Origin of the sequence: Aquihabitans sp. G128 (assembly GCF_019048865.1) — a bacterium.
Classification (GTDB): Bacteria; Actinomycetota; Acidimicrobiia; order Acidimicrobiales; family Iamiaceae; genus Aquihabitans.
This window is the reverse complement of the sequence record NZ_CP077604.1, coordinates 3,901,954-3,927,576: the sequence shown is the minus strand read 5'-3', so window position 1 is coordinate 3,927,576 and position 25,623 is coordinate 3,901,954. Positions and strand designations below refer to the sequence as shown.

Sequence of the window (25,623 nt, the reverse complement as noted above, 5' to 3'; positions counted from 1 at the left end):
CGCCCGTCGAGCGATGAGCCCCCGTCGCCAGGCCGGGCCGGCCAAGACCGCCGCGAAGCGGACCGTGCTGGTCATCGGCACGCTGTTCATCCTCTTCTACATCGTCCTCCCACAGGTCGGTCAGCAGAAGGAGGCGGCCGAGGCCCTCCGGCGGGTGAACCCCTTGCTCGTGCTGCTGGCGATCGGCCTCGAGGTCGCCGCGCTGCTGGCCTACACGGTCCTCACCAAGGTGACGCTGCCGGCCGAGCCCAAGCTGGCGCTCTCCACCCTCTTCCGGATCCAGCTCGCCACCAAGGCCGTCACCAACACCGTTCCCGGCGGCTCGGCGGCCGGCGGCACGCTCGGCTACCGGCTGCTGACCGAGGCCGGCGTCGCCCCCACCGCGGCCGGCTTCTCGCTGGCGACGGTGGGGCTGGGCTCGGCGGTGGTGCTCAACCTCATGCTCTGGCTGGCGCTGCTGATCTCGATCCCGTTCAACGGGCTGAAGCCGGCGTACGTGTCGGCGGCCATCGTCGGCATCCTCCTGCTCGCCTTCGCCGCGGCCCTCGTCTACCTGCTGCTCGAAGGCCGCGACCGCGCCGAGCGCGTGATGCGCACGATCTTCCGCAAGCTGCCCTTCGTCGAGGAGGAGACCGCGTCACGGTTCGTGCACCAGATCGCCGACCGGCTCCAGGACCTGGCCGCCCAGCCCGACCTCGTCCGCCGGGGCGTCATCTGGGCTGCGGCCAACTGGCTGCTCGACGCCGCGTGCCTGTGGGCGCTGCTGTGGGCGTTCGGGTCGGTGGTCAGCCCGGTGAACCTGATCGTCGCCTACGGCCTGGCGGGCGTCCTGGCCGCCATCCCCATCACGCCGGGCGGGCTGGGCGTGGTCGAGCTGGCCCTGCCGACCGCCCTCATCGGCTTCGGCGTCCCCGGCACCACGGCCACCGCCGCCGTCCTCTGCTGGCGCTTCGCCCAGTACTGGCTGCCGATCCCCTTGGGCGGCATCGCGTACGCGCCGCTCAAGCTGGGCCCGCTGGGGCACAAGGAGCGCCGCCTGGCCCGGGTGCGGGCCCTGGCGGCCGAGGCCGGCCAGAGCGCCCACAAGCGGGTGTGGGACGAGGCCACCGGCGAGTACCGGGTGGTCGGCCGCGACCCCGCGCCGGGCAGCTCCCCGCCGGCCGACGAAGCAGCCGACGACGACGCGGCCGGCGACGACGCTGCCGACAGCGGCGAGCCGTCCACCAACGCCCTCGGCTGAGCCCTCAGCGGCCGTCGCTGCCGCGGTCGCCCAGCCACCGGCTGAACGCCTCGGCGGGCACGGGCATGGTGACCGCCCGGCCCTGGACGGCGTCGATCCCGAAGCCGAAGAGCACGGCCCGCTGGCGCTCGGTCTCCACCCCGACCGCCATCGAGTGCCAGCCCAGCCCGTGGGCGAGCAGGACCAGGGACCGGACGACCTCGACGCCGGACGGCTCGTCGTCGATGCGGCGCACCAGGCCCGGCGCCAGCTTGATGCCGCGCACCGGCAGGGCGGCCAGCACGTCGAGCGGGAGCCCGCCCTGGGCCACGCCGTCGACGATCACCGGGATGGCGAGGCGCTCCAGCTCCACCAGCACCGGTCGGGCCCCGGGTCGCAGCAGGTTCGCCTCCCGCACCTCCAGGACGAGGTCGTCGGGCCCGATCGACGCCGCTCGCAGGTCGTCGACGAGGTCGTTCACGAACCCGTCGGCGACCAGCTCGCCACCGCCGACGTTGACGTGCACGGGTGGCCGGGCGGCGGCGCCGAGGTTCCACTGCCGACGCAGGGCGAGCGCCTCGCGCCGGACCCAGCGGCCGAGCGCTGCGGACAGGCCGAGCTCGGCGGCAGCGGCCACGATCCGCTCGGGCCCCAGCAGGCCGTGGCGCTCGTCCTGCCACCGCAGCAGCACCTCGACGCCGGCCAGCGATCCGTCGCGGCCGACGAGGGGCTGCTGGTGCAGCTCGAGCGCGCCCTCGGCGATGGCCCGCGACAGGTCGTCCTCGAACGGGTCGATCGGGCGGCCGAGGGCGACCGGCCCGCTGGCCCGCGACACGCCGGCGTCGCCGCCGGCCACCTCCGACGGCGCCCGGCTGCGCTGCTTCATCTCGTACATGGCGAGGTCGGCGTTGCGCAGCAGGCGGTCCGGGTCGTCGAGCACCGGGTCGGCCAGGGCGACGCCGATGCTGAGCCGGATGTCGAGGTGGGCCTCGCCCAGCTCGACCGGTGAGCCCTCCACCGCCTCGTGCACGCGCGACGCGATCTGGTGCGCCTGCTCCGGTGAGCCGAGGTCCTCGCACACCACCACGAACTCGTCGCCGCCGGTGCGCGAGACCGTGTCGCTCGGGCGCACCGCACCGCGGATCCGGTTCGCCACCTCCACCAGGAGCCGATCACCCCGGTCGTGGCCGTACTGGTCGTTGACGGCCTTGAACCCGTCGAGGTCGCAGAACAGGACCGCCACGGCGCGGCTGGTTCGCCGGGCGCGGGCCAGCACCACGTTCAGCCGGTCCAGCAGCGCGGCGCGGTTGCCCACCCCGGTGAGCGGGTCGTGGGTGGCCTGGTGGGCGAGGCGGGCGATGTCGTGCTCGCGCTCGAGGGCGACGGTCACCAGGGAGATGGCCGAGTCGCGCACGCCGGCGCGCGCGTGGTGGCCGCCGGCTCGGCGCCCAGGAGGGCGATCAGCGCCAGGGTCCGGCCGTCCCGCGGCGAGCGCACCGGCAGCACCGAGACCGAGCGGAAGGAGGGCTCCGGCACCGCGTCGCCGCCGAAGCGGGGGTCGCTCAGGGCGTCGGCCACCACCACCGGCTCCCCCGTGACGACGGCCTGCCCGTAGGGGTTGGCCAGGTCGAGCGGCCGCTCGGCGAACCAGCTGACCCACGGGTCGTCGACGTCCTCGGCCACCAGGTCGAGGCGGTCCTCGCCCACGGTGATCACCAGCACCGTGGCCCCCAGGGTGTGGCGGGCCAGGAGCTGGCCGGCGCCCAGCAGCGCGGTGGCGACCGGCTCGCTGCGGGCGATGGCCTCGAACACCTCGGCCTGGCCCTCGGCCAGCAGCGCCACGCTGCGCCGGCGGATGGCGCCGTGGAACGCGTCGGCGGCGAAGCGCACCAGGCCCAGCACCTCGTCGGTGGCGGGCGGCTCGTGGCTGGTCCACGTCAGCCCCACCACCCCAGCCAGGTCGCCGCCGGCTCCGAGGCGGACCCACAGCACGCCCAGGTCGTCGGCGCCGACGAGCGAGGTCTCGGTGGCCTCGGGCGGCAGGTGCCGGGGCCCTCGGGCGAAGACGTGGCCCGTGCGCTCGAAGCGAGCGGTGAGCCAGCCGAAGCCGGCCAGGTCCACCCGCTGCCCCCGCCACCGTCCGCCCTCGTGGCCCGGTCGGGTCCACAGGTGCGACAGGTGCAGCGTCCCGCCGTCGGCGGAGAGCTCGTCGATGAACGCGGTGTCGGCGGCGAAGAAGCCGGCGATCTCCCCCAGCCCGGCCACGATGGCCGCGTCGAGCGCGCCGGGCGCACAGCTGATCAGGCGGGTCGAGATCGCGGTCACCAGCGCCTCGAACGCAACCTGCTCGGCCAGCGCCTGCTCGGCCCGGTGGCGGTCGGTGATGTCCCGCACGATGCAGAGGACCTCGTGCGACGACGCCGGCACGAAGCGGGCCTCCACCCGGCGCGGTGGGCTCGGTGCCCGAGGCGAAGAGGGCGGTCCGCAGCGAGCCGGCGGCCAGCGCGCCGGCCACGGTGGCCACGACCTCGTCGAGCAGCGCCGGCTCGGGCGCCGAGCCGGGCTCGCGCACCGCTCGGCACGGGTCGAACCGCTCGCCGGCCGCCTCGCCGTCGAGCACCCGCCCGTCCCGGTCCAGGCGCACCACCGGGTCGGGGATCAGGTCGATCATGGCCTCGGCCTGGGACTCCACGCGCACCCGCGCCCGCGTGTCGGCCTGGTGCTCGAGGACCCGGGCCACGCCGTCGGCCACCACGTCGATCAGGGCCAGGGCCCACGTCTCGAACGGCGGGTGGTCGGCCCCGGCCAGGAACGCCACCGCCCCGGCCACCTGGCCCGAGACCCACAGCGGGCTGGCCACCAGCGCACCGGCGCCGAGCTCGGCGTCGTCGGGCACCGGGCCCGTGCCACCGAGGGTGGCCACCGTCGACCGCCGGACCAGGGCCTCCTCGATGCGCCGGTCGACGATCTCGTCGCCCACCAGCACGCCGCCGGCTGCGCCCCCGGTGGCGGCCCGCACGAGCAGCTCGCCGTCCTGGCCGATCAGCACCACGCCCTGCCGGGCCTCCAGCACGGCCGAACCGGCCTCGAGCCACTGCCCGAGGCGCTCCTCGGGGTCGCCCGGCGGCAGCGTCGACACGCGGTGGAGCGCGGCCAGGTCGTCGGCGTGGTGGTCGGCGACGTCGGCGATCTCGGCATCGGGCACCCTGACCGCCCCTTCCTCGTTGCGCCGGTCGACGTCCATCCTGCTCTCCGGGAAGACATCGGCCGATCTCACGCACTTCTGAGGCGCCGAAGGACTTCCACCGAAGCTCGTGGGCTTCGCCACCGACCCCGCCCCCACCTGCTCGCTCCCCCACCCGACGCCACCCCGCACCGACCCGCTCCGCCCCCAGCTCAGGGCAGGAGCGCTACTCCCACTCGATGGTGCCGGGGGGCTTGGAGGTCACGTCGTAGGCGACGCGGTTGACGCCGTCGACCTCGTTGATGATGCGGCTGCTCATGCGCTCGAGCAGGTCGTAGGGCAGGCGGGCCCAGTCGGCGGTCATGGCGTCCTCGGACGTCACGGCGCGGATGATGATCGGGTACCCGTAGGTGCGCTCGTCGCCCATGACGCCGACGCTGCGGATGTCGGGCAGCACGGCGAAGGCCTGCCAGATCTCGCGCTCCAGGCCGGCGGCGCGGATCTCCTCGCGGACGATGGCGTCGGCCTTCTGGAGGATGGCGACCTTGTCCGGGGTGACCTCGCCGATGATGCGCACGCCCAGGCCGGGGCCCGGGAACGGCTGGCGCCAGACGATCTCGTCCGGGAGGCCGAGCTCGGTGCCGACCTTGCGGACCTCGTCCTTGAAGAGGGCCCGGAGCGGCTCGACCAGGTCGAACTCCATGTCCTCGGGCAGGCCGCCGACGTTGTGGTGGCTCTTGATCTTGGCGGCGCTGGCGGTGCCCGACTCGATGACGTCGGGGTAGAGCGTGCCCTGCACGAGGAACTTGGCGTCCTCGATGCCGCCGGCGGCCTCCTCGAAGATGCGGATGAACAGCTCGCCGATGGCCTTGCGCTTGTCCTCCGGGTCGAGCACGCCCTCGAGCTTCTCGAAGTAGCGGTCGGCGGCCCGCACGTGGATGAGCTCGATGCCCTGGTGGCGCTGGAAGGTCTCGACCACCTGGTCGCCCTCGGCGAGGCGCATGAGGCCGGTGTCGACGAACACGCACGTGAGCTGCGGGCCGATGGCCTTGTGGACCAGGGCGGCCGCCACCGCGGAGTCGACGCCGCCGGAGAGGGCGCAGATGACCTTGGCCGAGCCGACCTGGGCCCGCACCGCGGCGACCTGGTCGTCGATGACCGAGCCCATGGTCCAGGACGGGGGGGCACCCGCACACGTCGTAGAGGAAGTGCTCGAGCATGGCCTGGCCGTGCGGGGTGTGGACCACCTCGGGGTGGAACTGCACGGCGTGGATGCGGCGCTCGACGTCCTCCATGGCGGCCACCGGCGCATCGGGAGACGAGGCGGTGACGGTGAAGCCGTCGGGCGCGGTGGAGATGGAGTCGAAGTGGCTCATCCACACCGGCTGGGTGGCCGGCTGGGTGGGGCCGAACAGCACGCCCGGCGTGGTGACGGTGAGCTCGGTGCGGCCGTACTCGCCGCGGCCGGTGTGGGCGACGACGCCGCCGGGCAGCTGCTGGGCCACCAGCTGGGCGCCGTAGCAGATGCCCAGCACGGGCACGCCGAGGTCGTACACGTCGGCGTCGATCACCGGGGCGCCCTCGACGTGGACCGACTTCGGGCCGCCGGAGAAGATCACGCCGGCCGGGCGCCGGGCGGCGATCTCGGCGGCGGTGATGGTGTGGGGCACGATCTCGCTGTAGACGTGCGCCTCGCGCACGCGCCGGGCGATGAGCTGGGCGTACTGGGCGCCGAAGTCGACCACGAGGATCGGGCCGTCGGCGTCGCTCCCCGGGGTGGAGGCAGCGGGGACGGGGGCATCGGTCATGGGTGCACCGGGGTGATCGTGAGCTCCGCCTTCTGGAGCTCCTTCAGGGTGGGGTAGCCGCAGGTGGCCATGGTGCGCCGCAGGGCGCCGGCCAGGTTGGTGCGGCCGTCGCTGCGGTGGGCCGGGCCCACGAGCACCTCGGCCAGGGTGCCGGCCGGCGTGGCCGGCACGCGATCGGAGCGGGGCAGGTCGGCGTGGCCGCCGTTGAGGCCCCAGTGCCAGCCGTGGCCGGGGGCGTCGCTGGCGGCCGCGAGCGGGGCGCCCACCATGACCGCGTCGGCGCCACAGGCCACCGCCTTGGCGATGTCGCCGCCGGTGGTGATGCCGCCGTCGGCGATGAGGTGCACGTAGACCCCGGTCTCGTCGAGGTGGCGCATGCGGGCGGCGCGGGCGTCGGCGATGGCCGTCGCCTGGGCGGCGCCCACGCCGAGCACGGTGCGGGTGGTGGAGGTGGCGCCAGCGCCGACCCCCACGAGGATCCCGGCGGCACCGGTGCGCATGAGGTGGCGGGCGGCCTGGTAGCTGGCGCACCCGCCGACGATCACCGGGATGTCGAACCGGCGCACGAAGGTCTTCAGGTTGAGCGGATCGCCCTCCTTGGTGACGTGCTCGGCGGAGACCACCGAGCCCTGGATCACCAGCAGGTCGAGCTCGGCGGCCAGCAGGGCGTCGGCGAAGGTGGGCAGCCGCTGCGGCGTGATGGCCGCGCACGAGACCACGCCGGCGCCACGGATCTCCTTGATGCGGTCACGGATCAGCTCGGGCTTGATGGGCTCGGCGTAGAGCGCCTGCAGCCGAGCGGTTGCCGTGGGGCCTTCGAGCTCGGCGATCTCGGCCAGGAGCGGCTCGGGGTCGTCGTAGCGGGTCCAGAGCCCCTCGAGGGCCAGCACGCCCACGCCGCCCAGCTCGCCGATGGCCACGGCCGAGGCCGGGCTGACGACGGAGTCCATGGCGGCGGCCATGATCGGCAGGTCGAAGCGGAAGGCGTCGATCTCCCAGGACAGGTCGACGTCCTCGGGGTCCCGGGTGCGGCGACTCGGGACGAGGGCCAGGTCGTCGAGCCCGTAGGCCCGCCTCCCGACCTTCCCCATGCCGATCTCGATCTCAGCCACGTTGCGCTCCCTCGACCCCGTTCCGGGAAAGGTCCGAGCCTACGCGGCGCGCACCGCCGGCCCCGACCCCGCCGGAGCGGGGTCGGGGCCGTGGTGGACGGGATGGGGGTGAGCGGAAGCTCAGCGCTCGGCGAAGGGGGTGGTGCGCTCGGCCGAGGGGGCGTGGTCGGCGGCCTTGTTGTTGGCCGGCAGGCCGTACCAGACCTGGTCGGGGCGGGAGCCGGGGCCGTACCAGAGCACGTCGAAGTTGCCGTCCCGGTCGAAGTCGCCGGTGGCGAACTGGGTGGCCACGCCGAAGTCGTGGCTCTCGTTGGCCAGGTAGTACGAGTCGGCGCTGGTCTCGTCGGCGTAGACGTAGCCGTCGCGCTCGGCATCGGACTGGACGAGCACGCCGTAGCCGCCGAACTCCGAAGCCGTGCCGGTGAGGCCGGGGTACTGGCCCACGGTCCGGGCCGTGAACGAGGTGCCGTTGCTGGTCCAGTAGGCCTCGTTCGGGGAGCCGCTGGCCCACCAGTAGATGCCGTCGTACTGCTCGTGGCGCACGGTGACGGGCTGGTAGGTGCCGTTCACCGTCAGGTTCGTCTGGGCGAAGGCGCCGGCGGCGTTGCTGACCCACTTGTAGTCCGCGGCGGTGCCGGGCTGGTAGAGCACGACGTCGTCGAGCAGGTCACCGCTGAAGTCGCCGACGACGAGCTGGTAGGCGCCGTTGACCTTCAGGGACTTGCTGGCGTAGGTGCCGGGCCCGTCGTACCCGCTGGTGCCCACCTGGTCGGTGAAGTGCCAGAGGTAGTCCGGCGCCGAGCCCGGGCCGAGGAAGAGGACGTCGTCCTTGGCGCCGACGCCGCGGTAGTCGTGGAGCACCTTGGGCAGGTACGTGCCACCGATCGACAGCGACTTGGTCGTGAAGTACCCGGCGACGTCGGCCGAGGTCCAGAGGGAGTCGCCGTTGGTGCCACGGCCGTAGAAGAGGATGTCGTCGTAGTCGTCGCCACCGAAGTCGCCGACGACCGGCACGTAGGTGCCGTTGATGGTCAGGTTGACCTTGGTGAAGCCGTTGGCGCCCTGGGTGCCGGACTTGCCGATCCACAGGGAGTCGGGCGCCGAGCCGGCGCCGTAGAAGAGCACGTCGGTGGCGCCGTCGCCGGCGAACTGGCCCTTGAGCATGGTGTAGCTGCCGCTGATGCTCAGCGACTGGTAGTCCCAGCCGTAGTCGGGGTCGGGCGTCGCCGACGCGGTGGTGGGGGCGATCAGGCCCAGGAACAGGGCGGCCGCTGCCACGGCCACCGTCAGACGTCGGACCACGGGGTCCTCCTCCATCTCCGCCGGGAGCTGCTGGCACCCGCACCCGGGGTGCGTCCGCCAGGCGGATCGACCATAGCGGACAGCCCCCGCCCGATCAGCGGGGCTCGAGCCCGTCCGGCTTGGCCTGCACGGGCACGCCCGAGGGTGCCGGGGCGGCCTTGGCCGCCAGCGTCGAGGGGCTGTACCAGAGCTCGTCGCGGGCGCTGCCGGGCCCGTACCAGAAGATGTCGAGGTAGCCGTCGGCGTCGTCGTCGAGGTTGCCGACGAGGGGCTTGGCCACCGTCTGGTCGTGCTTGGCCACGTTGGCCAGCGTGTAGAAGCTGGCTGCGGTGCCGTCGTAGAAGAACTGGCGCTCGGCCTTGCCGGCGCCGGGCTGCTCGATCACGGCGGAGCCCAGGCCGTAGGGCGTCACGGTGCCGGTGGCGTTCTCCGCCGGCACCGGCTTGGCCACGAACGTGCTGCCGTTGCTGGCCCAGAAGGCCTTGCCGGCCGTGCCGTCGGCCCACCAGAGGATGGCGTCGTAGGGCACGCCGAGGATCGGGACCGGGCGGTAGGTCCCGTTGACGGTGAGCTTCGACTCGGTCACGGCGCCAGCGGTGTTGAAGACCCACTTGTAGTCCGCGGCGGTGCCGGGCTGGTAGAGGACGAGGTCGCCGATGCCGTCGCCGCTGTAGTCGCCGGGCACCAGCTGGTAGCTGCCGTTCACCGTGAGCGAGCGGCTCGCGTACGTGCCGGGCCCCTCGTAGTTCGTGGTGCCGGGCGAGTCGGTGAAGTGCCAGAGGTAGTCCGGCGTGGCGCCCGGGCCGAGGAAGACGATGTCGTCCTTGCCGCCGTCGCGGTAGTCGGTGAGCACCGTCGGCAGGTAGGTGCCCCCGATGGTCACGGCCCGCTTGCTGAAGATGGCCTCGGCGTCGATCGAGGTCCACAGGGCGTCGGGCTCGGCGCCCTTGCCGTAGAGCAGCAGGTCGTCGTAGCTGTCGCCGCCGAAGTCGCCGACCACCAGCGTGACGTCGCCGCCGATGGTCAGCGGCACGACGTCGAAGCCGGCCTGGCCCCGCTCGCCGGCGTTGCCGATCCACAGGGTGTCGGCGGCCGAGCCCTTGCCGTAGAAGAGGATGTCGCTGGCTTCGTCGCCGGCGAACTGGCCCACCACCACCTGGTAGGTCCCGCTGACGGTGGCGGCGCGGTGGTCCCAGCCGTAGGTGGTGTCGACCTCGGCGGACGCCAGGGGCGGGGCCGTGGCCAAGAGGCCGACGAGGACGGCGCCGGCAGCGGCGATGGAGGCGAGGCGACGGGCCATGGGAGCTCCCGGGTACGGCCCGAGGCGGCTCCTCCGGGCGGGCGCCACCCTACCGGCCACGTTCCGTGCGGTCGTCACCTCTGGTGGTGACGCCCCGCCTCAGCGGTTGGCGTAGTTCGGAGCCTCGGCGGTGATCGTGATGTCGTGCGGGTGGCTCTCGCGCAGGCCGGCGCCGGTGATGCGGATGAACTTCGCCTCGTGGAGGGCGTCGATCGTGCCGGCGCCGCAGTAGCCCATGGCCTGTCGCAGCCCGCCCACCAGCTGGAAGATGATGCGGCGCACCGGGCCCTTGTAGGCCACGCGGCCCTCGATGCCCTCGGGCACCAGCTTCTCGGCGTCGATCACGTCGCCCTGGAAGTAGCGGTCCTTGGAGTACGAGCGGGTCTTCATGGCGCCCATGGAGCCCATGCCCCGGTACTCCTTGAACCGCTCGCCCTGGTAGAGCACGACGTCGCCGGGGCTCTCGTCGACGCCGGCGAGCAGGCTGCCGAGCATCACGGTGTCGGCGCCGGCGGCCAGCGCCTTGGCGATGTCGCCGGAGAACTGGATGCCGCCGTCGCCGATGACGCAGGCGTCGTAGTCCTGGGCGGCCCGGGCGGCGTCGGCGATGGCGGTCAGCTGGGGCACGCCGACGCCGGCGACCACGCGGGTGGTGCAGATCGAGCCGGGGCCCACGCCGACCTTCACCGCGGCGGCGCCGGCGTCGAGCAGGGCACGGGAGCCGTCGTAGGTGGCGACGTTGCCGGCGATGATCGGGACCGGGAACTCCTCGACCATCTTGGCGAGGATGTCGAGCACGCCGCTCGAGTGGCCGTGGGCGGTGTCGACCACGAGCACGTCGACGCCGACGTCGACGAGGGCGCCGGCCCGCTCGAAGGCGTCCGGGCCGGTGCCGACCGCAGCCCCCACCCGGAGCCGGCCCTGGGCGTCCTTGGTGGCGTCCGGGTACTGGATGCGCTTCTGGATGTCCTTGACGGTGATGAGCCCCGAGAGCCGGCCCTCGGCGTCGACCACCGGCAGCTTCTCGATGCGGTGGCGGCCCAGCACGGCCTGGGCCTCCTCCAGGGTGGTCCCCTGCGGGGCCGTCACCAGGCCCTCGCTGGTCATGACGTCGCCGATGCGCTGGTTGACGTCGTCGTGGAAGCGCAGGTCGCGGTTGGTGAGGATGCCCACCAGCCGGCGGTCGCCGTCGGTGATGGGGACGCCGGAGATCTTGAACCGGGCCATGAGGTCGAGCGCGTCGGCCACCAGGGCGTCGGGCCCGAGCGTGATCGGGTCGACGATCATCCCGGACTCGGACCGCTTCACCTTGTCGACCTCGCCGACCTGGTCGGTCACCGAGAGGTTCCGGTGGACGATGCCGAGGCCGCCCGTGCGGGCCATGGCGATGGCGAGGCTGGCCTCGGTGACGGTGTCCATGGCGGCCGACAGGATCGGCACGTGCAGCTCGATGCCCGGCGTCACGAAGGAGGAGGTGGAGACCTCGTTGGGCAGGACGTCGCTGGCCGCGGGGACCAGGAGCACGTCGTCGAAGGTCAGGCCTTCGGTGGCGAAGCGGTCGGACGTGAACTCGGCCATGAGGGCTCCCGGGCGGCTGGTCGTGGCCGCAGGCTACCGGCCCGGGCCGGTGCGGGCGAGGTGCCGCTGCGTGACATCAGCCCACGGCGGCCGCCCGCTCAGCGCCGGAGCGACTTCAGGATCTGCCGGGCCACCGCGGTGTTCATCTGGTACACCACCGTCTTCGAGGCGTCCCGAGCCAGCTTCACCACGCTGCCGCCGGTGACCTCCTCGACGCTGTCGAGCCCGTCCACCAGGGCCTGCTTGGTGGCGTCGGTGGCCTTGTAGCCGGCGCTGGTGAGCGCCTTGACGATCTCGCTCTGGGCCACCGGCTCCGGGGCCGCCGAGGCGATGATCCGGAGGGCTTCCTTGGTGAGCTCCGCGCCCTGCTCGATGGCCTCGTGGGTGGTGAGGTTGCCCTCGTCCTGGCCCTCGACCGATGCCAGCCATCGGCGCACCTTCACCACCAGCTCGCCGTGGGTCTCACCTTCGAACGAGAGCGTGGCCATGGCGGAACGCTACCGCTCCCCCAGCGCCGAGGCGTCGAGGTGGTCCCGCTCAGTTGGCCGACGTGTCGAGCGGGTGGTTGGCGAACCAGGCCACCTGCCCGGGCTGGCGGCGGAGCACGGCGGCCCACAGCGCCGACGGGTCGGCGGTGGTGAGGTCGTCGGGGGTGGGGTCGACCACCCACCACGCGCCCTCCTCGAGCTCGTCCTCCAGCTGGCCCGGGGCCCAGCCGGCGGAGCCGGCGAAGAGGCGCACGCCGGACCAGGGGTGGTCGTCGCCGCCCGGCGGGCGGTGGAGGTCGACGGTGCCGAGGTCGCCCACCAGGCGGCCGAACGAGGGACCGGGGTCGGCCACGCAGCGGGCGATGCCCACCACGGAGTCGGTGCCCACCGGCCCGCCGACGAAGACCACGCCGGGCGCGGCGACGTGCGGCGCCCACTCGTCGGCCACCTCGTGGACGCTGGTCTCGCTCGGCCGGTTGATCACCACGCCGAACGCGCCCTCGCCCCCGTGGGCCAGCAGCAGCACCACCGTCCGCTCGAAGTTCGGGTCCCCGATGAGCGGGGTGGCCACGAGCAGCCGCCCGGCCTGGCTCACGACGGCACCGATCCCGTGGTCGGGACGGAGGCGGTGGGGCCCGGCGCCGGCAGCAGGTCGTGGTGGTCCACGACCCGAGGGTACGCCCGGAGCGCCCCGAACCGGCTCAGAGGTGCCGAAGGTCGCCCCGTCCCACGGTGCCGGTGGCGAGCCCGAGCAGCTGGCGCAGCATGGCGGCGGTGGCGCCCCACACGGTGTCGCCGTAGAGCTCGAAGAAGAAGATGGATCGCTCGGCGCCGAACAGGTCCCACCGCTCCTCGCGGTACACCTCGGGGTCGAGCAGCTCAGCGAGCGGGACGTGGAGCACGGCCTCGACCTCGGCAGGGCTGGCGACGAGCTGCGGGCGACCCGGGAGCAGCCCGACGTAGGGCACGATGAACGAGTCGCTGGTGATGGTGCTCAGGTGGTCGAGCTCGCCGATCAGCTCCACCGACGCCGGGTCGAGCGCCACCTCCTCCCAGGCCTCGCGCCGGGCGGTGTCGGCCAGGTCCTCGCCGGGCTCCTGGCCGCCGCCCGGGAAGCTGACCTCGCCGCTGTGGACCCGCAGCCGGGCCGAGCGGCGGGTCAGGACGACGAACGCCTCGCCGTCGTGCTCGTAGATCGGCGCCAGCACCGCCGAGCCGCGCCGGACCGAGCCCTCCCGCACGGAGCGCACCGGCGGATCGACCGCGGCGAAGGCGGCGCGCAGCCGGGCCACGTCGACGCGCCGATCGGCGTCGTCGAGGTGGGACCACGGAGCGGCCGGGCCCGGTCGGGCCGAGGGCGGGCGCGGGATGTGCTGCGGGCCTCCCCGCGCGGGCGGGTCGGCGACGGGCCCGGCCACGGGTCGGGTCAGGCCTGCTCGACGGCGGCGGCCAGGTGGGCCACCACGCCGCGCAGCCCGCCGCGCTGCAGGTCCTCCACCACCTGGCCCGGCGCGGCCTCGCCGCGCTCCCAGGTCATCCACCGGGCCTGCAGGGCGCCGGCGTCGACGCCGTCGTCGGTGGCGGCGCCGTCGGGCCCCGCCAGGTGGTCGAGCACGTCGCGCAGGCCGCCCGTCTTGAGATCCGCGAGGACCCGGCCCGGGGTGATCTCGCCCCGCTCCCAGTCGTCCCAGGAGGCCAGCAGCTTCGAGGGATCGGCAGGGGGTCGTTCCATCACCGCAGCCTACCGACCGGGGTCCCGGCGCCACCGGTCCGAGGCGGCCGGTCCGGGCCGGGTAGCGTTGCCCCAGACCATCCGGCGGGCGAGGAGGGATCGATGGCCGAAGCGAACAGCCACCTGCGCAACCGACCGCGCCAGGCGCGATCCGCGGCGCGGGTCGAGCTGCTCCTCGACGTCGCCGCCGAGGTCTTCGAGGAGGTCGGCTACGACGCCGCCACCACCAACCTGGTCGCGGCACGCGCCGACGTCCCGGTCGGCACGCTCTACCGGTGGTTCCCGGACAAGGCGGCGCTCGCCGAGGCCCTGACCGACCGCTACCTGGCCCACCTCGTCGACCTGTACGCCGACCTCCTGGGCAACATCGGTCCCGAGGAGCGCATCGGCGAGTTCCTGCACCGGGTCATCGACCGCTTGGTGGCCGAGACCCGCGACCAGCGGGCCCTGCCGGCCCTGCTCGTCTCGGCCATGGTGCCGGGTGGCCGGTCCGGCGCCGGCCAACGGCTGCGCGAAGGCCTGCTCGGCCACATCCGCGCCCTGATCGAGCTGCGCGTGCCCGGCCTGCCGGAGCCCATCGTGGCCCGCACCTCCGAGGTCATGGTAACCCTGGCCCACCTGGTGCTGGCGGCCGCCGCCGACCAGGCCGACCCCGATCGCGAGGCCACCACCGCCGAGTACGTCGACGTGATGCTGGCCTACCTCGAGGCCAAGTTCCCGGTGGCGGGCCACCACGCGTGGTCCGACCCGGACGTCGCGGTGAAGCCGGTCTACGCGGCTCCCGACCGGGCCGCCCGCCTGGCCACCTCCGGCGACTGAACGACCGCTCGCCGGTCGGCGGCCCGGCACGGGCCACCGACGCCACGCCGAGGGTGCGCCGGGCCACCCCCGGACGCGACGGTGCCCGGGCCGAAGCCCGGGCACCGTCGAACCACCTCGTGGGAGGGGGTTGCTACATCATGCCGCCCATGCCGCCCATGCCACCGGGCATGCCGCCCGGCATGCCGCCGCCGGCGCCCTCTTCCTCGGGCTTGTCGGCGACGATGGCCTCGGTGGTGAGCAGGAGCCCGGCGATCGACGCCGCGTTCTGCAGCGCCGCACGGGTCACCTTGGCCGGGTCGATGACGCCGGCCTTGAGCAGGTCCTCGAACACGCCGGTGGCGGCGTTGAGGCCGTAGGCCCCGAGCTCGGACTCGACCTGCTGCACCACGACGGCCCCTTCGAGGCCGGCGTTGCCGGCGATCAGGCGGGCCGGCGCGCCGAGCGCCTTGTGGACCGACTTGGCCCCGGTGGCCTCGTCGCCCTCCAGGCCCTCGATGGCCTTGGCGACCGCGGCGCGAGCTCGGACCAGAGCCGTGCCACCGCCGGGGACGATGCCCTCTTCGATGGCCGCACGCGTGGCGGACAGCGCGCCCTCGATGCGGTGCTTCTTCTCCTTGAGCTCCACCTCGGTGGCCGCACCGACCTGGACGACGGCGACGCCGCCGGCCAGCTTGGCGAGGCGCTCCTGGAGCTTCTCGCGATCCCAGTCGGAGTCGGTGTCCTCGATCTCGCGCTTGATCTGCGCCACGCGACCGTTGACGTCGTCGGCCGAGCCGCCGCCGTCGACGATGGTGGTGAGGTCCTTGGTGACCACGATCTTGCGGGCGGAGCCGAGCAGGTCGAGCGTGGTGGTCTCGAGCTTGAGGCCCACCGTCTCGGAGATGACCTGTCCACCGGTGAGGGTGGCGATGTCGGCCAGCATGGCCTTGCGGCGCTCACCGAACCCGGGGGCCTTGACGGCGACCGAGTTGAAGGTGCCGCGGATCTTGTTGACCACGAGGGTGGCGAGGGCCTCGCCCTCGATGTCCTCGGCGATGATCAGCAGCGGCTTGCCGGTCTGCATGACCTTCTCGAGCACCGGCACGAGGTCCTGGACCGAGGAGATCTTGCTCTCGGTGAACAGGATCAGGGCGTCCTCGAGGACCGCTTCCTGGCGCTCGGGGTCCGAGACGAAGTACGGCGACAGGTAGCCCTTGTCGAACTGCATGCCCTCGGTGAACTCGAGCTCGATGCCGAAGGTGTTCGACTCCTCGACGGTGACGACACCGTCCTTGCCGACCTTGTCGATGGCGTCGGCGAGGACCTCGCCGATGGCCTTGTCGTTGTTGGCCGAGATGGTGGCGACCTGGGCGATCTCGCTGCGGTCGTCGATCTCCTTGGCCTGGTCCTTGATGGACTCGACGGCGGCCGCGACGGCCTTGTCGATGCCCCGCTTGAGGGCCATGGGGTTGGCGCCGGCGGTGACGTTGCGCAGGCCCTCGCGGACGAGCGCCTGGGCGAGCACGGTGGCGGTGGTGGTGCCGTCGCCAGCGACGTCGTTGGTCTTGGTGGCCACCTCCTTGACGAGCTGGGCGCCCATGTTCTCGTAGGGGTCCTCCAGCTCGATCTCACGAGCGATGGACACGCCGTCGTTGGTGATGGTGGGGGCGCCGAACTTCTTCTCCAGCACCACGTTGCGGCCCTTCGGGCCGAGGGTCACCTTGACGGCGTCGGCGAGCTTGTTCACGCCCGCCTCGAGGCCGCGGCGGGCCTCTTCGTCAAACTTCAGGATCTTCGACATGTGCGTTCCTCAGCTCAGTTCTTGACGATCGCGAGCACGTCACGGGCGTTCAGGATCAGGACGTCCTGGCCATCCGACGTGATCTCGGTGCCGCCGTACTTGGAGTAGACGACGATGTCGCCGACCTTGACGTCGACGGGGATGCGCTTCTCGCCGTCCTCGTCCCAGCGGCCCTCGCCCACGGCCAGGACCTCGCCCTGCTGGGGCTTCTCCTTGGCGGTGTCGGGGATGACCAGCCCGCTGGCGGTGGTCTCTTCGGCATCACCGGGCTTCACGATGATGCGATCTTCGAGCGGCTGCAGGGACATCAGCGCCTCCATGGCGTGAGTAGTGGTCCGTGCCAACGCTCCAAACCGGCGTTAGCACTCCTCTATGGCGAGTGCCAACGATACGGCGCGATCCCCCGAGTCGCAAGCAGTCGCGGCCCGAGAGTGCTAATTCCCGCTGGGCGGGACGGCCGCGGCCGCCCCGCTCGGGGGCTGGAGACCGACGATCGATGGCACGATCCGTCCGGTCGTCGTCCGCCGATGCCCTTCTGCCAACGGCGCTGGACCACGATGGTGGCGGCATGAACCGCGCCCTCCTCGTCATCGACGTGCAGAACTCGTTCACCGTCCGGCCGTACTGGCCCTGGTGCTCCAACCCCGGCATCGTCGAGCAGGTGCGGCCGCTCGTCGACCGCTACCGGGAGACCGGCGACCTGGTGGTGTGGATCCTCCACACCGAGCCGGGCACCGGCGGCCCCTTCGAGCCCGGCAGCCCGCACGTCGCCCTGATGGACGGGCTGGAGCCCCGCGCCGGCGAGCCCGTCCTGGTGAAGACCTCCCGCAACGCGTTCACCACCACGAACCTGGCGCAGCTGCTGACCGAGCGCGGCGTGACCCGGCTGGCGGTGACGGGCATCCAGACCGAGCAGTGCTGCGAGACCACCACCCGCCTCGCCGCCGACCTCGGCTACGCCGTCGACTTCGTCATCGACGCCACCGCGACGTTCCCCATCCCGCACCGCGCCGCGGTGGCGGACCGACCGTTCGCCGAGGTGGCCGCCGACCCCACCACGCTGGGCGTCCAGGACGTGCTGGCTCGCACCGAGTACGCCCTGGCCGGGCGCTTCGCCACGATCACCACCGTCGAGGAGCACCTCGCCTCGTGATCCGCCGCCAGGTCGCCTTCGTGCTGCTGCCCCAGGTCCACCTGCTCGACCTGGCCGGGCCGGCCCAGGCGTTCTCCAGCGCCGACGACCTCGGCTGGGGCTACCAGCTGCACTTCGTGGGCGAGTCGGCCCGCGTGCCCAGCGCCCAGGGCCTGGGCCTGGAAGCGGCGACCACCTGGCCCGACCTCGGCCCGTCCGACCTCGTGCTCGTCCCCGGCTTCCGAGCACGCCTGCTCGACGACCCCGGGCAGGTCTCGACGGCCACGCTCGACCGCCTCCGCGCCCACCACGCCGCAGGCGGTCGGGTGGGCTCGATCTGCGCCGGCGCCGAGGTGCTCGGCCGCGCCGGCCTGCTCGACGGGCGGCGCTGCACCACCCACCACGGCGTGCAGGCCCAGCTCGCGGCGCGCCACCCGGCGGCGCGCGTCCAGCGCGACGTGCTCTACGCCGAGGACGATCGCGTGCTCACCTCCGCGGGGATCGCCAGCGGCATCGACCTCGCCCTGCACCTGGTGGCGACCGACCACGGCCCGGCGGCAGCCGCCGCGGTGGCGCGGGACATGGTGGTCTACGCCCGCCGCAACGGCGACGCCGAGCAGGACAGCGCGCTGCTGCGCCACCGCAACCACCTCGACGACCTGGTCCACCGCGTGCAGGACGAGATCGACCGCCGCTTCGCCGAACCGCTGCCCCTCGCCGAGCTCGCGGCGCGCGCCCCGGCCAGCACCCGCACGCTGCACCGGGCCTTCGTGGCCGCGACCGGGCTGACCCCGCTCGCCTACCAGCGCCGGATCCGGGTGGAGCACGCCCGGGCCGTGCTGGCGTCGGGCGCCACGGTCGAGGCCGCGGCCGCAGCCGCGGGCTACGACGACGCCCGCCAGTTCCGCCGCGTGTGGCGCGCCGAGACCGGCACCGCGCCCGGCCAGGCCTTCGCCCGCCGCCCGGCCTGAGCCGCGCGGCCCGACCTGCTCGTACGAGCCGGTCGAGCTGGTCGAGCCGGTCGACCTCAGTCGAGCAGCTGGAGGCGCAGGTTCGGGTCGGCGCCCGTGTCGAGCGGGCTGGGGCCGTCGGCGCCGAGGCGCCACCAGGCGGCGGCGGCCACCATGGCGGCGTTGTCGGTGCACATGGCCCGGCTGGGCAGGAAGCCGTGGATGCCGTCCTCGACGCAGGCCGACAGGAACCGCTCGCGCAGGAGCGAGTTGGCGGCCACGCCGCCGCCGAGCACCAGGCCCTTGGCCCCGATCTGCTGGGCGGCCCGGCGGGCCTTGGTGACCAGGACGTCGACCACCGCCTCCTGGAAGCTGGCGGCGACGTCGGCCGTGGCGACCTCCGGGTGCTTGCGCACGTGGTTGACCACCGAGGTCTTCAGGCCCGAGAAGGAGAAGTCGAGCCCGTCGGCCATCAGCGCCCGGGGGAAGGCGATGGCGTGCGGGTCCCCCTCCATGGCGATGCGGTCGATCGCCGGGCCACCGGGGTAGCCGAGGCCCAGGTAGCGGCCGACCTTGTCGAAGGCCTCGCCCGCCGCGCCGTCGATGGTGGAGCCGAGCAGGCGGTACCGGCCGTGGCCCTCCATCTCGATGAGCATGGTGTGGCCGCCGGACACGAGCAGCACCACCACCGGCAGCTCGAGGCTGGGGTCCTCGACGAGGGCGGCGTAGAGGTGGGCCTCGAGGTGGTTGACGGCCACGAAGGGCACGCCCCAGACGAGGGCCAGGGCCTTGGCGGTGCTCACGCCCACGAGCAGCGAGCCCACCAGGCCCGGCCCGTAGGTGGCGGCCACGGCGTCGAGCTCGGGCCCCTCGACCCCGGCCTCCACGAGCGCCTCGGCGATGACCGGCGTGAGCAGGTCGACGTGGGCGCGGCTGGCGATCTCGGGGACCACCCCGCCGAAGCGGGCGTGGATGTCGACCTGGCTCGACACCACCGACGAGCGCACCACGTGGCCGCCGACCACCACCGAGGCGGCGGTCTCGTCGCAGGAGGTCTCGATCCCGAGGATGCGGGTGTGGGCGTCGACGCCGGGGCGGGACGGGACGGTCGGGTCGAAGGCGGTCATGGTCGCTCCATCCTGCCGCGGGACGAGGCGGGGTGGGCACCGTCGCCCGCTCCCGCTCCGACGCCCACGGGTGCGTCGAAGCCCAGTCGGGCCGTGGCCGGGACCAGGTCGGCGTCGATCGCGTCGAGCCGGGCCTGGTAGTCGTCGCTGCCGATCTCGTGGGCCCACATGACGAGGGCGTCCTCGCCGTTGTCGCCGTAGTAGCCCTTGCGGGCGCCGGCCGGGGCGAAGCCGAACCGGCGGTACAGGCCCTGGGCGCGCACGTTCGACATGCGCACCTCCAGCGTCAGCTGGTTGGCGCCCAGCCGCTGCGACTGGCGCACCAGCTCCGCCAGCAGCCGGGTGGCCACGCGGTGGCCCTGCCACACCGGGTCGACCGCCACGGTGGCCACGTGGCCGTCGTCGGCGATCATCAGGAGGCCTGCGTAGCCCACCACGGTGGGCCCGACGCGGGCCACCAGGTAGACCCGCCCGCCCCGCTCCAGCTCGTCCTCGAAGAGCCGCGACGACCAGGGCCGGGGGTACACCTGGGCCTCGATGGCCAGGATGGCGCGCAGGTGCCGGCGGCGCATGGGCGACACGGTGACCACCAGACCGGACGGCGCGCGGCCGTCGACGTTGCCGGCCACGTCAGCGCCCGGTCGGCCGGAGGGCACGGGGTGCGGCGGCCATCAGGCGCCCGCCCGCATGGACCAGTTGATCTCGGCGTCGGGCTTGCGCAGGTACAGCAGCTCGATCTCGTGAGGCCGCACCCAGTCCTCGCGGAGCGCCTTGGCGTGGGCCAGCTGCACCAGGGAGCGCGCCGAGGGATAGGCGTGGTCGCCGCCGGCCAGCTCGACGCCCGGCCGCTGGGCGAAGTGCTCGGCGTAGCGGATGGCGCCGTCGCCGGCCAGGATCGTGTCGCCGTGCTGGGCCAGCAGCTCGGCCGCCAGCTCGTCGGGCGAGCCGACGGTGGGCTCGCTGATGCGCTGGATGCCGCCCGGCACCTGCCGGTAGAAGGCCCAGAACACCTCGCCGCGCCGGGCGTCGATGACCGCTGCGATCCGCCGATCGGTGAAGCGCAGGGGGAAGGCCAGGAGGTCCAGGCTCGACACCGCGATCATGGGCACCCGCAGGGCCTGGGCGATGGCCTTGCCCGACGCGACGCCCACGCGGAGGCCGGTGAAGAGGCCCGGGCCGTGGTCGACCGCGACGCACGAGATCTCCGACAGCTCCACGCGGGCCTGGCGGCACACGAACTCGACGGCCGGCGTGAGGTTCTCGGCGTGGCGCTTGCCGCGCCGAGTGCGACGACGCCAGCACGCCCTCGTGGCCGCCGATGGCGCAGCCCACCTGCGCGGTGGCGCTCTCGAGGCCGAGGATCAGCACGATGGGTCTCCTGGTTCAGGTTCGGTCCAGCTGGCGAGGGCCTCGCCCAGCACCCGCTCGCGGGCGGCCCACAGGCGGCCGCGAGGCGAGATCTCCAGCCGTCGGTCGTCGTCGCCCTCGCCGAAGGAGATGCGGATCTCGAGGTACTGGTCGCCCAGGGCCGGCAGCACGGCGTCGCCCCACTCGACCAGCATCACCGCCTCCTCGTCGAGCATCTCGCTCACGCCCAGCTCCAGGACCTCCCGCAGCTGGTCGAGCCGGTACACGTCGAGGTGGTGCAGGGCCAGGCGCCCGCCGGCGTACTCCCGCACGATGGTGAAGGTGGGGCTGGTCACCCGGTCGGCGATGCCGAGCCCCAGCGCGAAGCCCTGGGCGAAGGCCGTCTTGCCGGCTCCCATGTCGCCCGCCAGCACGATCAGGTCGCCCGGCCCGCACAGGCCGGCGAGGGCGGCGGCGAGGGTCTGGGTCTGGGCGGCGGAGGCGGTGCGGGCCACCTGGGCCTGGGGCCTCACGGTGCCGACCGCCGGTGCCGGAGCGCCGTGGAGGCGGGGGCAGGGGCGACGGGGTGCACCGTCCGATCGTAGTGACCGCCCCGACCCGGACCGCAACGACCGGGCCGGTCAGGCGGGCTCGGGGGTGGCCTCGACCTGGTCGGCGTCGACGGGCCCGGCGGAGGCGTCGACCGCGGCGGACACCGACGGCTGGCGCCCGGCCAGCTTGGCGGCGAAGGCGTCGATGAGCTCGGCCAGCTCCGTGGGCCGCTCCTGCATGAGCTGGTGGCCGGCCTTGGGCAGCACCACGAGCTCGGCGTGGGGCAGCAGGTGGGCGAGGTGGCGGCCCGACGGCACCGGGGTCAGCAGGTCTCGGGTGCCCACGACCACCAGCGACGGCGTGTCGGTGGCGCGCAGCGCGGCACGGGCGTCGTGGTCGATGAGGCCGTCGACCGACGGGATGAGCGCCCGGGCGTCCATCGACCGGCCCATCTCGGCCACGACGGCGATGGCCTTCTTCGAGGGGCGGTCGCCGAAGGCCGCCCGCACGATGCGCTCGTTCACCGCCGCCCGGGCGGGCAGCTCCCGACCGCCGTCGAGGCGGCGCTGGCCCGAGCCCACGAGGCGCTTGGCGAGCCGGTCGACGTAGGGCGGCATGACCTGGTGGGCGCGGGTGGCCACGAAGACCAGCCCGGCCACCCGCTCGGCCAGCACCTCGGGGAAGTCGCCGCAGAACTGCATGGCGGTCATGCCGCCCATGGAGTGGCCGACGACGATGGCGTCGTGCAGGTCGAGCCCCACGAGCAGGGTGGCGAGGTCGGCGGCCAGGCGGGGGATGCCGTAGCCGTCGCTGCCGGCCCGGGAGCTGCCGTGGCCGCGGAGGTCGACGGCGATGACCCGGAAGCGGTCGGCGAGCTGGTGGAACTGGGGCGCCCACACGTCGGCCCGCAGGGTGATGCCGTGGAGCAGCACGAGCGGCCGGCCCTGGCCCCGCTCGATGGCGTGGACCACCCCGCCGTCGGGCGTGCCCAGCTCGTGGTGGACGACGTCGGCCGGCAGGTCCAGCAGCGCATCGGGCACCGAGCCGGGCGCGCGCCGACCGGCCTCCGGCGTGACCGGGCCCTGGGCGTCGCGCGGGTGGGTGGCGCGGTAGGCGCCGGCTGCCGCTGCGCCGATGCCGAGGGCGGTGGCCCCGAGGCCGACCAGCTTCTTGGTGTTCACGTGTCCGTCTCCAGGTAGCGCCGCGGCACCCGGGTGCTGATGCCGCAGACGATCTCGTAGCTGATGGTGCCGAGCCGCCGGGCCCAGTCGTCGGCGCCGATGCGGTCGCCGCCCTGCTCGCCCAGCAGCACGACGTCGTCGCCGACCGCCACCGGGTCGTCGCCGCAGTCGACCAGGAACTGGTCCATGGTCACGGTCCCGGCGATCGGCCGGCGCCGACCGCCGACCAGGACCTCGGCGCCCACCGACGACAGGGCCCGGGGCACGCCGTCGGCGTAGCCCAGGGGCACGGTGGCGATGGTGGTCTCGCGCTCGGGCCGGTAGCGCAGCCCGTAGGAGATCCCCTCACCGGCCGCCACCCGCTTCACGTGGGACACGCGGGACCGGAGCGCCATGGCCGGCCGCAGGGGCACCCGGCCGGCCACCTCGGCGCTGGGATCGAGGCCGTAGATGCCGATCCCGCAGCGCACCACGTCGTAGCGGGCATCGGGGTGGGCGATGGCCGCCGCCGTGTTGGCCGCGTGGCGCAGCGGCACGTCGATGCCGGCGGCGGCGAGGTCGGCGAGGACCTCCTCGTAGCGGCGGAGCTGCTCGGCGGTGAACGGGTCGTCGGGCTCGTCGGCCACCGCGCAGTGGGTGAACACCGAGGCGAGGGCCAGCCCCGGCTCGACGTCGATGGACCGAGCGAGGGCGACGACCTCGTCGGGCTGGGCCCCCACGCGGTGCATGCCGGTGTCGACCTTCAGGTGGACCCGGACCGGGCGCTCGGCACCACGGCCGGCGCGCCGGGCGGCGGCCGCCAGGCCGGCGACGCCGGCCTCGGTGTACGCGGTGGCCTCGAGGTCGCACCCGACGAGCACGTCCAGCTCGTCCGGCGACGCCTGGGAGAGGACCAGGATCGGCGCCGCCGACCCGGCGTCGCGCAGCTCGGCGCCCTCGGCCACCAGGGCCACCCCGAGCAGGTCGGCGCCACCGGCCAGCGCCGCGCTGGCGACCGGCACGGCACCGTGGCCGTAGCCGTCGGCCTTCACGACCGCGCAGAACAGCACCGGGCCGACGACGGCTCGGAGCGCTCGGACGTTGGCGGTGACCGCGTCGAGGTCGACGTCGGCCCAGACGGGGCGCACGGCGCAGCCGTCAGGCGTCGTCGCGGATGATCGACCGGAGGATGTCGACGCGCGACACGATGCCCACGAGGCCGGCGTCGCCCACCACCGGGAGCCGCGAGATGTCGTGCTCGTGCAAGAGGGTGGCGGCCTCCTCGACGGTGTCGTCGGCACCGATGGTGACCGGGTCCGCCTGCATGACCTCGCCGACCGTGCTGGCCAGGGTGCGGCGGAGGTCGTCGTCGAAGTGCTTCTTGGAGCTGGGCAGCTCGAGGGTGGCGCCCAGCAGCGAGATCACCGTCGGGAAGTGCAGCCGGCTCTCCTGCACGATCAGGTCGCCCGTGGAGAGCATGCCCACGACCTCGCCGGCGGCGGTGACCACCGGTGCGCCGTCGATGCCCCGGTCGACCAGCACCTGCATGGCATCACCCACCAGGTCGTCGGGCGAGAAGGTCAGGACCTCGACGGTCATGACCTCGGACACGGGCGATTGGCGCGACATCTAGCCTCCGGGCAGCTCGGACAGGGCGGCGGGCAGCTGGTCGACGACGTCGCCGGCCACCAAGCCGCGGCGCCAGGCTAGGGCGCCGGCCCGACCGTGGAGGTAGGCGGCAGCGCTCGCGGCCCGGTCGGCGGGCATCCCCTGGGCGAGGAGGGCGACCACGGTGCCGGTGAGCACGTCGCCGGTGCCGGCGCTGGCCAGGCGGGCGTCGCCCGTGGTCGTGGCCCACACGTGGCCGTCGGGCCGGGCCATCAGGGTGGTGGGCCCCTTCAGCAGCACGACGGCGCCGGTGGCGCCGGCCAGCCGCCGGGCCGCAGCGAAGCGGCCGGCCTCCGGCGGGCCCCCGTCGAGCGCCTCGAACTCGCCGTCGTGGGGCGTCAGCACCACGGGCCCGGCGTCCGGGGCGCGCTCCGAGATGGCCTCGGCGGCGCCGGGGCCCAGTGCTCGCAGCCCGTCTCCGTCAACGACCACCGGCGAGCGCGAGCCCGCCACGAGCAGGCGGACCTGCTCGGCGTCTCCCGCTCCGGTGCCCAGTCCGGGCCCGACGGCCAGCGCGCCGAACCGATCCTCGCCGTCGAGCACGGTCGACGCCCAGCCCTCGGCCGCCAGCGCGACCACCACCGCCTCGGTGGGGGCGAACGGGTCCTGGTCGGAGCCGGGCGTGCTCAGCCGCACGTAGCCGGCGCCGGCCCGCTGGGCGGCTCGCGTGGCCAGGTGGGCCGCGCCGACCATCCCCGGCGAGCCGGCCACCAGCCACGCCGCCGCCTTCCACTTGTGGCTGTCCGTCGGGCGGGCGGGCAGCCAGGCCGCCACGTCCTCGGCCTCGACCCGCCAGGCCCGGGCTCCGGACACGTCGAGCCCGATGTCGGCCAGCACCACCTGGCCCGCCAGGCCGGGGCCCTCGCCCAGGAGCAGGCCCGGCTTGAGGGCGGCGAAGGTGACCGTGCGCACGGCAGGCCACGGCGACCCGGACGCGTCGCCGGTCAGGCCCGACACCCCGCTCGGGATGTCGACGGCCAGGACCGGCGTGGTCGGGTCGGCCACGGCCGGCGGCTGGAAGGAGCCGCGGAACCCGGTCCCGTAGGCCGCGTCGATGACCAGGTCGGCCGCCGGAAGCGTCGGCGGGGCGTCGGCGGCGTCGACCACCGTGCACCGGACCCCGCGGCGACGGAGGCGGTCGGCCGCGGCCCGGCCGTCGGCGCCGTTGTTGCCCTTCCCGGCCAGCACCACCACCCGCCGCCCGTAGGTGCCGCCGAGCAGCTCGACGGCCGCCCGGGCGATCGCCGCCCCGGCCCGTTCGACCAGCTCCTCCACCGGCTCCGAGGCGGCCGCGTCGACCGCCGCCATCTCCTCGGGGGTCATGATCGCCTGCATCCGCCCCATCCTGCCCTGGCCGCCTCC

23 protein-coding genes and 2 pseudogenes are annotated in these 25,623 nt (G+C 74.1%); 4 read left to right on the top strand and 21 right to left on the bottom strand.

What is annotated here, in order from left to right:
- Positions 1-13 precede the first annotated feature (13 nt).
- Positions 14-1,240 carry a YbhN family protein gene (locus KSP35_RS18865; RefSeq protein WP_216997318.1) on the top strand — a complete coding sequence of 409 codons (1,227 nt, stop codon included), beginning with the start codon at positions 14-16 and terminating at the stop codon, positions 1,238-1,240.
- A 4-nt stretch (positions 1,241-1,244) separates the two neighbouring features.
- Here the strand turns inward: KSP35_RS18865 and KSP35_RS18860 are convergent, their stop codons facing one another.
- From KSP35_RS18860 to KSP35_RS18810, 11 genes and pseudogenes are all read right to left on the bottom strand, one after another.
- Positions 1,245-2,633, bottom strand: coding sequence for a bifunctional diguanylate cyclase/phosphodiesterase (locus KSP35_RS18860; RefSeq protein ID WP_216997317.1), 1,389 nt, complete (start codon positions 2,631-2,633; stop codon positions 1,245-1,247).
- Positions 2,606-3,661: a GAF domain-containing protein gene (locus KSP35_RS18855; protein WP_216997316.1), complete on the bottom strand. Its 1,056-nt coding sequence runs from the start codon at positions 3,659-3,661 to the stop codon at positions 2,606-2,608. The genes KSP35_RS18860 and KSP35_RS18855 overlap by 28 nt, the downstream gene beginning before the upstream one ends.
- 968 nt (positions 3,662-4,629) lie before the next feature.
- Positions 4,630-6,211 (bottom strand): annotated as a pseudogene (gene guaA / locus KSP35_RS26175) (glutamine-hydrolyzing GMP synthase).
- Complete coding sequence (locus KSP35_RS18845) at positions 6,208-7,323, bottom strand: GuaB3 family IMP dehydrogenase-related protein (RefSeq protein WP_254126851.1); 1,116 nt, start codon at positions 7,321-7,323, stop codon at positions 6,208-6,210. Before KSP35_RS18845 ends, guaA begins: the two are co-directional and overlap by 4 nt.
- 120 nt (positions 7,324-7,443) lie before the next feature.
- The gene (locus tag KSP35_RS18840) at positions 7,444-8,625 is read right to left on the bottom strand and encodes a hypothetical protein (RefSeq protein WP_216997315.1); all 1,182 of its coding nucleotides are present in this window, start codon (positions 8,623-8,625) and stop codon (positions 7,444-7,446) included.
- Positions 8,626-8,719: 94 nt separating this feature from the next.
- Positions 8,720-9,925: a hypothetical protein gene (locus KSP35_RS18835; protein WP_216997314.1), complete on the bottom strand. Its 1,206-nt coding sequence runs from the start codon at positions 9,923-9,925 to the stop codon at positions 8,720-8,722.
- A gap of 99 nt (positions 9,926-10,024) precedes the next feature.
- Positions 10,025-11,503 (bottom strand): IMP dehydrogenase, encoded by a 1,479-nt coding sequence (gene guaB / locus KSP35_RS18830; RefSeq protein ID WP_216997313.1) that lies wholly within the window; start codon positions 11,501-11,503, stop codon positions 10,025-10,027.
- A gap of 98 nt (positions 11,504-11,601) precedes the next feature.
- Positions 11,602-11,991: a hypothetical protein gene (locus KSP35_RS18825; protein ID WP_216997312.1), complete on the bottom strand. Its 390-nt coding sequence runs from the start codon at positions 11,989-11,991 to the stop codon at positions 11,602-11,604.
- A 49-nt stretch (positions 11,992-12,040) separates the two neighbouring features.
- Positions 12,041-12,598 (bottom strand): YqgE/AlgH family protein, encoded by a 558-nt coding sequence (locus KSP35_RS18820; protein WP_371748995.1) that lies wholly within the window; start codon positions 12,596-12,598, stop codon positions 12,041-12,043.
- 94 nt (positions 12,599-12,692) lie between these two features.
- Positions 12,693-13,283, bottom strand: a complete 591-nt coding sequence (locus tag KSP35_RS18815) for a CoA pyrophosphatase (RefSeq protein ID WP_216997310.1) — start codon at positions 13,281-13,283, stop codon at positions 12,693-12,695.
- Between the two features lie 134 nt (positions 13,284-13,417).
- Entirely contained in the window at positions 13,418-13,723 is a 306-nt protein-coding gene (locus KSP35_RS18810; protein ID WP_216997309.1) for a hypothetical protein, read from the bottom strand.
- 102 nt (positions 13,724-13,825) lie between these two features.
- On the opposite strand from KSP35_RS18810, the gene KSP35_RS18805 reads away from it, so the two are divergent.
- Complete coding sequence (locus KSP35_RS18805) at positions 13,826-14,542, top strand: TetR/AcrR family transcriptional regulator (protein ID WP_216997308.1); 717 nt, start codon at positions 13,826-13,828, stop codon at positions 14,540-14,542.
- A 133-nt stretch (positions 14,543-14,675) separates the two neighbouring features.
- Here KSP35_RS18805 and groL read toward each other — a convergent pair whose 3' ends face one another.
- Positions 14,676-16,325, bottom strand: coding sequence for a chaperonin GroEL (groL, locus tag KSP35_RS18800; protein ID WP_216997307.1), 1,650 nt, complete (start codon positions 16,323-16,325; stop codon positions 14,676-14,678).
- A gap of 14 nt (positions 16,326-16,339) precedes the next feature.
- Positions 16,340-16,633: a co-chaperone GroES gene (gene groES, locus KSP35_RS18795; RefSeq protein WP_216997306.1), complete on the bottom strand. Its 294-nt coding sequence runs from the start codon at positions 16,631-16,633 to the stop codon at positions 16,340-16,342.
- Between the two features lie 260 nt (positions 16,634-16,893).
- Here groES and KSP35_RS18790 point away from each other — a divergent pair, with 260 nt between their 5' ends.
- Positions 16,894-17,478, top strand: coding sequence for a cysteine hydrolase family protein (locus tag KSP35_RS18790; RefSeq protein WP_216997305.1), 585 nt, complete (start codon positions 16,894-16,896; stop codon positions 17,476-17,478).
- A complete protein-coding gene (locus KSP35_RS18785) occupies positions 17,478-18,428 on the top strand; it encodes a GlxA family transcriptional regulator (RefSeq protein WP_371748994.1) in 951 nt (316 codons plus the stop codon). Before KSP35_RS18790 ends, KSP35_RS18785 begins: the two co-directional genes overlap by 1 nt.
- Positions 18,429-18,484: 56 nt before the next feature.
- Here KSP35_RS18785 and tsaD read toward each other — a convergent pair whose 3' ends face one another.
- From tsaD to KSP35_RS18745, 8 genes and pseudogenes are all read right to left on the bottom strand, one after another.
- Positions 18,485-19,534 carry a tRNA (adenosine(37)-N6)-threonylcarbamoyltransferase complex transferase subunit TsaD gene (gene tsaD / locus KSP35_RS18780; protein ID WP_216997303.1) on the bottom strand — a complete coding sequence of 350 codons (1,050 nt, stop codon included), beginning with the start codon at positions 19,532-19,534 and terminating at the stop codon, positions 18,485-18,487.
- The gene (gene rimI, locus KSP35_RS18775) at positions 19,531-20,106 is read right to left on the bottom strand and encodes a ribosomal protein S18-alanine N-acetyltransferase (protein ID WP_216997302.1); all 576 of its coding nucleotides are present in this window, start codon (positions 20,104-20,106) and stop codon (positions 19,531-19,533) included. The genes tsaD and rimI overlap by 4 nt, the downstream gene beginning before the upstream one ends.
- Positions 20,107-20,205: 99 nt before the next feature.
- Positions 20,206-20,772: pseudogene (tsaB, locus tag KSP35_RS18770) on the bottom strand (tRNA (adenosine(37)-N6)-threonylcarbamoyltransferase complex dimerization subunit type 1 TsaB); the annotation flags it as partial.
- Positions 20,773-20,895: 123 nt separating this feature from the next.
- Entirely contained in the window at positions 20,896-21,414 is a 519-nt protein-coding gene (gene tsaE, locus KSP35_RS18765) for a tRNA (adenosine(37)-N6)-threonylcarbamoyltransferase complex ATPase subunit type 1 TsaE (protein ID WP_216997301.1), read from the bottom strand.
- A gap of 108 nt (positions 21,415-21,522) precedes the next feature.
- Positions 21,523-22,614: an alpha/beta fold hydrolase gene (locus tag KSP35_RS18760; protein WP_216997300.1), complete on the bottom strand. Its 1,092-nt coding sequence runs from the start codon at positions 22,612-22,614 to the stop codon at positions 21,523-21,525.
- Positions 22,611-23,741, bottom strand: a complete 1,131-nt coding sequence (gene alr, locus KSP35_RS18755; protein ID WP_216997299.1) for an alanine racemase — start codon at positions 23,739-23,741, stop codon at positions 22,611-22,613. Before alr ends, KSP35_RS18760 begins: the two co-directional genes overlap by 4 nt.
- 10 nt (positions 23,742-23,751) lie before the next feature.
- Positions 23,752-24,222 carry a CBS domain-containing protein gene (locus KSP35_RS18750; protein WP_216997298.1) on the bottom strand — a complete coding sequence of 157 codons (471 nt, stop codon included), beginning with the start codon at positions 24,220-24,222 and terminating at the stop codon, positions 23,752-23,754.
- Positions 24,223-25,596: an NAD(P)H-hydrate dehydratase gene (locus KSP35_RS18745; protein ID WP_216997297.1), complete on the bottom strand. Its 1,374-nt coding sequence runs from the start codon at positions 25,594-25,596 to the stop codon at positions 24,223-24,225. It abuts the gene before it with no gap.
- Positions 25,597-25,623: the final 27 nt, after the last annotated feature.

What these genes read in the sequence shown, in the direction of transcription:
- KSP35_RS18865 (WP_216997318.1), top strand. Translation starts at nt 14, where the DNA reads ATGAGCCCCCGTCGCCAGGCCGGGCCGGCCAAGACCGCCGCGAAGCGG.
- KSP35_RS18835 (WP_216997314.1), bottom strand. Translation starts at nt 9,925, where the DNA reads ATGGCCCGTCGCCTCGCCTCCATCGCCGCTGCCGGCGCCGTCCTCGTC.
- guaB (WP_216997313.1), bottom strand. Translation starts at nt 11,503, where the DNA reads ATGGCCGAGTTCACGTCCGACCGCTTCGCCACCGAAGGCCTGACCTTC.
- KSP35_RS18825 (WP_216997312.1), bottom strand. Translation starts at nt 11,991, where the DNA reads ATGGCCACGCTCTCGTTCGAAGGTGAGACCCACGGCGAGCTGGTGGTG.
- KSP35_RS18810 (WP_216997309.1), bottom strand. Translation starts at nt 13,723, where the DNA reads ATGGAACGACCCCCTGCCGATCCCTCGAAGCTGCTGGCCTCCTGGGAC.
- KSP35_RS18805 (WP_216997308.1), top strand. Translation starts at nt 13,826, where the DNA reads ATGGCCGAAGCGAACAGCCACCTGCGCAACCGACCGCGCCAGGCGCGA.
- groL (WP_216997307.1), bottom strand. Translation starts at nt 16,325, where the DNA reads ATGTCGAAGATCCTGAAGTTTGACGAAGAGGCCCGCCGCGGCCTCGAG.
- groES (WP_216997306.1), bottom strand. Translation starts at nt 16,633, where the DNA reads ATGTCCCTGCAGCCGCTCGAAGATCGCATCATCGTGAAGCCCGGTGAT.
- KSP35_RS18790 (WP_216997305.1), top strand. Translation starts at nt 16,894, where the DNA reads ATGAACCGCGCCCTCCTCGTCATCGACGTGCAGAACTCGTTCACCGTC.
- tsaD (WP_216997303.1), bottom strand. Translation starts at nt 19,534, where the DNA reads ATGACCGCCTTCGACCCGACCGTCCCGTCCCGCCCCGGCGTCGACGCC.
- rimI (WP_216997302.1), bottom strand. Translation starts at nt 20,106, where the DNA reads ATGCGCCGCCGGCACCTGCGCGCCATCCTGGCCATCGAGGCCCAGGTG.
- KSP35_RS18750 (WP_216997298.1), bottom strand. Translation starts at nt 24,222, where the DNA reads ATGTCGCGCCAATCGCCCGTGTCCGAGGTCATGACCGTCGAGGTCCTG.
- KSP35_RS18745 (WP_216997297.1), bottom strand. Translation starts at nt 25,596, where the DNA reads ATGCAGGCGATCATGACCCCCGAGGAGATGGCGGCGGTCGACGCGGCC.